The sequence below is a fragment of the Alcanivorax sp. HI0044 genome (assembly GCF_001634945.1).
In genome coordinates, this window is record NZ_LWEZ01000940.1 from 1 (window position 1) to 7,716 (window position 7,716).

General features: G+C 59.1%; 6 protein-coding genes and 1 tRNA gene. 5 read left to right on the forward strand and 2 right to left on the reverse strand.

Annotated elements, in window-relative coordinates; genetic code table 11:
* The coding region (locus tag A3730_RS11010; protein WP_063538067.1) for a 7TM diverse intracellular signaling domain-containing protein at positions 1–1,373 on the reverse strand (1,373 nt) is incomplete at its 3' end.
* A 77-nt stretch (positions 1,374–1,450) separates the two neighbouring features.
* Between A3730_RS11010 and A3730_RS11015 the strand changes: the two genes are divergently transcribed.
* From A3730_RS11015 to A3730_RS11035, 5 genes are all read left to right on the forward strand, one after another.
* Complete coding sequence (locus tag A3730_RS11015) at positions 1,451–3,661, forward strand: AsmA family protein (protein WP_063518759.1); 2,211 nt, start codon at positions 1,451–1,453, stop codon at positions 3,659–3,661.
* 85 nt (positions 3,662–3,746) lie between these two features.
* Positions 3,747–4,823, forward strand: a complete 1,077-nt coding sequence (gene mutY / locus A3730_RS11020) for an A/G-specific adenine glycosylase (RefSeq protein ID WP_063518758.1) — start codon at positions 3,747–3,749, stop codon at positions 4,821–4,823.
* Positions 4,824–4,856: 33 nt separating this feature from the next.
* On the forward strand, positions 4,857–5,141 hold the full coding sequence (locus tag A3730_RS11025) for an oxidative damage protection protein (RefSeq protein WP_063518757.1): 285 nt from the start codon (positions 4,857–4,859) through the stop codon (positions 5,139–5,141).
* A gap of 54 nt (positions 5,142–5,195) precedes the next feature.
* A tRNA-Phe gene (locus tag A3730_RS11030) sits at positions 5,196–5,271 on the forward strand.
* A gap of 111 nt (positions 5,272–5,382) precedes the next feature.
* A complete protein-coding gene (locus A3730_RS11035; protein ID WP_063518765.1) occupies positions 5,383–6,171 on the forward strand; it encodes a M48 family metallopeptidase in 789 nt (262 codons plus the stop codon).
* 101 nt (positions 6,172–6,272) lie between these two features.
* On the opposite strand, the gene A3730_RS11040 is transcribed toward A3730_RS11035, so the two are convergent.
* Positions 6,273–7,716, reverse strand: a 1,444-nt coding sequence (locus A3730_RS11040) for an NAD(P)/FAD-dependent oxidoreductase (protein ID WP_063538069.1), incomplete at its 5' end; no start/stop codon positions are given.

Below are 7,716 nucleotides of genomic sequence, written 5' to 3' on the forward strand. Positions count from 1 at the left end.
TGCCCGGACTGTCCCAGCGAATCGGCAGCGCCAATCCAGTTGATCGGCGTATTCAGCTCATGGCTGATGTACTGCAGGAACATGGACTTGTCCTGGTTCATCTGTTCGATATCCGCCAGGTGCCGCTCCAGATTCTGCTGTGCCTCCACAGACAATTGCTTGCGCTCGCTTTCCAGAAACCGGATCCGGTCGCCCAGCGCCAGTGACAACATCACCACCACCCACAGCGCGCCGAAATGCGGCAAGTAAGGAACAATCACGCTATAAGGAATCAAGCCCAGATTGCCGATGGCATACAGGAACACGGTAAGCAGGAACACCGACCAGGCGAGCACATACAAGCGCGCCACCCGGAACCCCTGGCGCCACACAACCCAACCCAGCCAGCTGAACAGCACCACCGTCATCATCACCACCACGGTGGACAGGTGATAGGAATAAGGTGGCGGAATCACCCACTGCAGCGCAAACGCCACCCCGATCAGAATCAGGTAATGCTTCAGCAATCGGTCATAGCGCGGAAAGCGCTGGGCCAGCTGCAGGAACTGGCGCGAATACAATGCCAGCGCCAACCCGCAGGTATAGGTGGTCAGCCAGAAATATTCATTGATCCTGGGGGTCTCCGGCCACAAATACTGAAGCCCGAAACCACTGACGCAGATATTGAAAAACAGCACCCCGGCAAGAAACACCACAAAGTGCAGGTGCACATTGTCACGCAGGGACAGAAACAACAGCAGGTTGTAAATCAGCATGATGGTCAACGAACCGTAGAACAGCCCCTGCAGCAACTGCTCCAGATAGGTGTATTCCACCAGCCCCTTGGCACTGTAAAGCATGGGCATCATGTTCAATGCGCCCTTGCCTCGGACCTTGATATAGTACTCACTCACCCCGTCAGGCAGCGATTCCAGATTGAACACAAAAGACCGGTGATCCATGGGCCGCCGCCCAAAGGGACGCGTATCCCCCACCTCATACTCCCGGAACTCGCCATCCGGTTGCGGCACAAACAGGGTCAGCTCATCGAGAATGGGGTAGCGCTCCACCAGAAACCAGCTACGCCCATCCATCTGGCTGGCATCCAGCTGAAAACGCAGCCAGATGGTACTTTTGGTAAAACCGAAATTCAGGGTATTACTGTCACTTTGGCGAAAACGGCTGGCGAACTGGTCACGAATCTGACTCAAGGTCCAATTGCCTTCCGGGTCCTCCAGCACATCCACCCGGGCACCCAACTGAACGCCGTCTCCCGCCGAAACCAGTGCAATGGGCTCGGCACGCACGATGCCCCCCACCAAAAGCAGCGCCATCAAGACAACAACATGGAACTTTCGCAAACGTTCTTCCCCTAACTTCACAATAACAATCATGAATAATGCTACGGTATGGCCAGTGAATCCCCACTGCTATAATCACGGTCCAACGACCAACGCGCAAGGAGTGCTACATGGGACGCCTGTTAAAAATTTTGCTGATCACTTTGTTTGCCATCATTGTGCTATTAGCTATTGCTGTTTTTGTGATCACGCAGGTGATTGATCCCAACGAGTTCAAGCCGGAAATCGAGAAACAGGCACAGGAACAGGCCAACCTGACACTGGACATTCAGGGTGACCTGGCCTGGCAATTCTGGCCCTCGCTGGGCGTGAGTCTTGGCCGCACCGAAGCCCGCATTGCCGATGACGAAGAACTGTTCGCCGCCCTCGACGAAGCCAGCGTCAGCGTTGCCGTATTACCGTTGCTGTACGGCCAGGTGGAAATGGACGGCATCACCCTGGCCGGCCTGAATGTAAACCTGGTGGACGGCCCGGACGGCGCCAACTGGGAGCAGATCGGCCCGCAGACGCCGGCAGAAGACACCGCCACTGAAGAAGAACCGGCGGCCGAAGACGAGGGCAGCAGCAGCCTGGACATTCCGCTGACCATTCCCAAAGTCGTGGTCAGCGACGGCAAGGTTCGCTACCGCAGCACCGCCGATGGCACCGACATCGTCGTCGAGCACTTTAATCTGAATGCCCAGGACGTGAACCTGGATGAACCCTTCCCGCTGCAGATGTCCCTGCGCTATCAGGACCAGAGCGACATGCGCGTGGACATGAATCTGGACACGGTACTGGCCGCCGATATCGACAATAACCATTTTGTCCTCAACCCGATGACACTGGATGCCAATATCGCCGGCGCCACCACCATGCCGGTGGATGTGCATCTGGAACAGAATCTGGATGTAAACCTGAACGAGGACACCGTCTCCATCAAGGACCTGCTGCTGCAAGCTGCCGGCACCGAGACCAAAGGCAACGTGGACATTAGCGCCCTCACCGGCGACATGCAGCTCAGCGGCAAGCTGGCCACCGCGCCCTTCGATGCCAACAAGGTGCTGGAAGCGATTGGCGAAGCGCCCATCGAAACCACCGACAGCCAGGCACTGAGCAAGATTGCCCTGGACGCCACCCTGGGCGGCGAGCCCGGCAGCGTCATGGCCAGCCCGCTGACCCTGACCCTGGATGACAGCACCCTCAGCGGCAGCGCCGGCCTGGCCAGCCTGGAAAGTGGCAAGATCATCTTTGACCTGGTGCTCGACAAGATCACCCTGGACGGCTACATGCCGCCTGCCAGTGGCGATAGCGAAACCGCCGCAGCCGGCGGTGGCAAAACCGGCGGAACCGCCAGCCTGTCCAGTGACGAGCTGATCCCGGTGGACACCCTGCGCCCACTGCTGGTGGACGGCGAACTGGCCATTGGCACCGTGAAATACGACAGCATTACCGCCAGCGACATGAAATTTGCCGTCAGCGCCAAAAACGGTGTCTTGCAGCTGACCCGCGCCAGCGGCAGCACCCTGGGCGGCAGCTTCAGCGCCAAAGCCAAACTGGATGCCTCCGGCAGCACCCCGAAAATCAGCGCCAGCAACACCGTTTCCAGCGTCCAGATTCAGCCGCTGGTACAAATGGCTCTGGAGGATGATCTGGCCAAAGGGGTGTTCGACATGACGGGCAGCTACAGCGCCAGCGGCAACAGCGAAAAAGCGCTGATGAACTCCGCCAAGGGCACCATCGACCTGTCACTGGCTGACACCACCGTGCGCGGCCTGAACCTGTACAGCACCCTGGTTGGCGGCGTGAACGACATGCTCGGCCAGTTCCAGGGCCTGGCCACCGCTCTGATTCCCAGCCAGGAATCCGGCAAGTTACCCAGCGCCCTGTCCGAGGACACCAAGATTCTCGACCTGAAATCCAAGGCGCGGCTGGACAAGAACGTGGCGTATCTGGACAGCTTGTCTGCGGTACTGCAAAAAGGGGAAATCACCGGTAATGGCTGGATGAATATCCTCAACCAGGACTTCGACCTGAAAATCGGCATGCAGTCGCCAGAGCTGGGCACTTCCAAGTACCTGACCGGCACCACCTGGCCGCTGCGCTGCGAAGGCAACCTGGGTGGCAGCCCCGCCAAATGGTGCGGCCCGGACAAGGACGGCTTCAAGGACATCGGCAAACAGGTCGCCGCCAACGCCACCAAAGACAAGCTGAAAGAAAAGTTCGGCATTGACGGCGAAGGCGACACCACCGAAGAAGTCCTCAAGGATGCCGCCCAGAAGAAAGCCAAGGAAGAAGTGAACAAACAGCTACAGGACGGCCTCAAGAAGCTGTTTAATTAAGAGACGCTGCAGGCTTCACGCAGCCAGCAACACGCAGGCGGAGATGGGCAAACGCCCATCTCCGCCGTTTTTTGTCCGGAGTGTCATGCCTAGCACATCCCTCACCCCGCAAGATTTCAGCCAGGCCCTGCTCGACTGGTACGACCAGCATGGCCGCCAGGATCTGCCCTGGCAGCACCCGCGCACGCCTTATCAGGTGTGGGTATCGGAAATCATGCTGCAACAGACCCAGGTCAGCACGGTCATTCCCTACTTCGAGCGGTTTATGGCGCGCTTCCCGGATGTGAAAACACTGGCACTGGCGGAGCAGGATGAGGTGCTGCACCTGTGGACCGGGCTCGGTTACTACGCCCGCGCCCGCAACCTCCATAAATGCGCCCAGCAACTGCTGGAAAACTATCAGGGCGAATTCCCGGATACCGTTGAGGAAGTGGCCACCCTGCCCGGCATTGGCCCCTCCACCGCCGGCGCCATTCTTGCCCAGAGCCGTGGCGTGCGTGCACCGATTCTGGATGGCAACGTGAAACGGGTGCTCGCCCGCCTGCACGCCGTGCCCGGCTGGCCGGGCAAAAAACCGGTCGAAAGCCGGCTCTGGGAACTGTCTGAACACTACACGCCCCGCGCACGGCTGGCGGACTATACCCAGGCGATCATGGACCTTGGCGCCACCCTGTGTCGCCGGGGCAAACCCGACTGCGCCAGCTGCCCGGTAAACCGAGGGTGCGAAGCCCATGCCAACGGCAATCCCCAGGATTACCCCGGCAAGAAACCGAAAAAGGCCCTGCCAGTACGCACCACCGTCATGCTTATCCTGCGCGACCGTGACGGCCGGGTCTGGCTGGAACAGCGCCCTCAGCAAGGCATCTGGGGCGGCCTGTGGTGCTTTCCACAAACCGACGATGAGTCACAGATGGACGACGCCCTGAGAGCCCGTGCTTTCGATGCCCGTGCTGATAGCCAGCCACTGGACCCGTTCCGGCACACCTTCAGCCACTATCACCTGGACATCGCCCCCCTGGAAGTGGCCGTTGTCCCAGCCGGCACCCGTGACAGTGACGGTCGCTGGGTGGACCCGCAATCTCCCGGCACACTGGGCCTGGCCGCGCCGGTGAAGAAACTGCTGGCAAGCCTCGACGCCCCGCGCCAGTCACGCATGTTATAGTTCACCCCACATGTACCCGCTTACGGAGTTGCCATGAGCCGCACGGTAATGTGCCGCAAATACCAGACTGAACTGGACGGCCTCGACCGCCCCCCTTTCCCCGGCCCCAAGGGGCAGGATATCTTCGAGACGGTCTCGAAAAAGGCCTGGCAGGAATGGCTGCACGAACAGACCATGCTGATCAACGAAAAGCACCTGAACGTGATGGACCCACAGGCGCGAGCCTTTCTGGACGAGCAACGTGATCGTTTTCTGAACAATGAAAACTACGAAAAAGCCGAGGGATACACCCCGGTTGCTCACGATGCGAACAAATGAACCGCCAATGGCTTGACGCATCCGCCTCCAGAAGCTTTAATACGCGCCCTGATTGCCCGGATAGCTCAGTCGGTAGAGCAGGGGATTGAAAATCCCCGTGTCGGTGGTTCGATTCCGCCTCCGGGCACCATCTTTAAAAGGCCTCGCATTGCGAGGCCTTTTTCGTTTCTGATCCCGCTACACAACTTCCTTCACCTGCGCTACCGTGAGCAAAAACCTTCACGGCAACCGGGCTCTCATCGTGCATCGTTCGCTCTTGATCATTATTCCCCTGCTGCTTTACGGATGCGACCAGACACCCACCGGCCGTGAGCAGCTGGCGCTGGTCCCCGAATCGATGATGGCAGACTTCGGCCAGCAGACGTTTGTGCAGATGCAGCAGCAGTTACCGGTAAGCGCCAACGAGAGTGCCAACCGGGAAGCACAATGTGTGGCGGAACAGCTCATCCAACGAATTCCCGCCCGTTTTCCCGGGGTCAGCCTGCCGGACACCTGGGAAGTGGTAGTGTTCGCCGATGCCACCCCCAACGCCTTTGCCCTCCCCGGCGGCAAGATTGGAGTCAACGAAGGGCTGCTGGAGCTAGCACAAAGCGATGATCAGCTGGCCGCCGTCATCGGCCACGAAATCGCCCACGTGCTGGCCAGGCATGGCAACGAACGGCTCACTCAGGAACTTGGCATCAAGGCAGTGTTATTTGTGATCGGGCTGTTCAGCGAAGGGGATGCGGATACCGAGAATATTCTGCAGGCTCTCGGCGTAGGCGCCTACCTGGGTATCGCCCTGCCGTTCAGTCGCAGCCATGAGGAAGAGGCCGATCTGATGGGACTGGAGCTGATGGCCAGCGCAGGATTCGATCCACGGCAGAGCACCGAACTATGGAGAAATATGGCCGCCGCAGGGAGCGCCCAGCCACTGGAGTTTCTCTCCACTCACCCGAACCATGACAGTCGCATCGAAGCCCTTCAGGAACGTATGGGGGCGGTGTTGCCGCTCTACCAGCAAGTCACGCCAGTGAATTGCGAACGGTAAGAAGCAGAAGCGAGTCACGAGTTTCGAGTTGCGGAACCCAGACATGCTCAACAAGATTTCGCCTTTCGAAACTCGCTTCTCGTCACTCGAAACTTTCCTGGTCAGCCGCCCACGGCTTCCTTAACGGAAACCTTCTCGGTCGCCGGCTGCCAGTTGTAATCCTTCATGTTTACGGTCCAGGTGCGGGCCATGAACTGGAAGGTCGCGTGGGGCCACAGGGCGGTGTTGCGGCCATCGGCCTGTTGGTACCAGCTCATGCACCCGCCGTTCTGCCAAACCGTGCCCTTCAGCTCGTCCTGCAGCTTGTCATTGAAACGATCCTGCACGTCCTGCTTCACGTCCAGCCAGGCATCACCGCGCTTATCCAGCTTGGTGATGGCATCCATCACATAGCGCACCTGGCTCTCGATCATGAAAATGATGGAGTTATGGCCCAGGCCGGTGTTCGGCCCCACCAGCTGGAACATGTTCGGATAACCGCTCACGGTGGTGCCCAGATAGGCCTGCGCTGCATCCTTCCAGTCATCCTGCAGACGACGGCCCGGCAGACCGGTGATCTCGAAATCCTTCATGTAGATACGCGGATCCACGATGAAACCGGTACCCAGCACAATGCAGTCCGCCTGCTGCTCAGTGCCATCACTGAACACCACGCTGTTTTCCCGGATTTCCTTCACCCCTTCGGTGACCAGCTCCACGTTGTCGCGGTTGAAGGTGGGGTAATAGTTGTTGGAAATCAGAATCCGCTTACAACCCAGCGTGTAGTTGGGCACCAACTTGCGTGCCGTCTCCTTGTCCTTCACCTGGTAATTGATGAAGGCTTTCAGCGCCGGTTCGGCCAGTTTGGCCAGACGCGGATTGAAGATCGGCAGCACGCGCGCTTCGTTGCTCAGGTAAAGGCGCAGACGGTGCAGCTTGCGCAGCGCCGGGAAGCGGCGGAATACCCACTTGCTCAGGCCGGAATAAGCACGCTCATCGCGAGGGATAATCCACGGCGGAGTGCGCTGTACCACGGTCAGGTGGCCCGCTTCTTTTGCCACATGGGGCACATACTGGATGGCACTGGCACCGGTACCGATGGACACCACTTTCTTGCCGGCCATGTCATAGTCCTGGTCCCACAGGGCGGAGTGGATGATCTTGCCCTTGAAGGAATCCATGCCCTTGAACTTGGGGAACGACGGCACATGCAGGGGACCACTGGCCAGTACCCAGTGCTGACACACCACCTGGGAGCCATCGGCCAGATTCAGGGTCCACAGGGCCGCCTGGTCGTCAAAATGGGCCCCGGTCACCTCGGCATTGAAACGGGTGTACTGACGCAGGTTGTGCTTCTGGCTCACACCTTCAATGTAGTTGTGGATTTCCTGCTGGCCACTATAGCGGTGGCTCCAGTCCGGATTGCCCTCGAAGGAGAAGGAATACATGTGAGACTGCACGTCACAGGCGGCGCCTGGGTAGCTGTTGTGGTACCAGGTACCGCCCATGCCATTGCCTTTCTCCAGCAGCAGGAAGTCATCGATTCCGGCTTCGCGCAGCTTGATC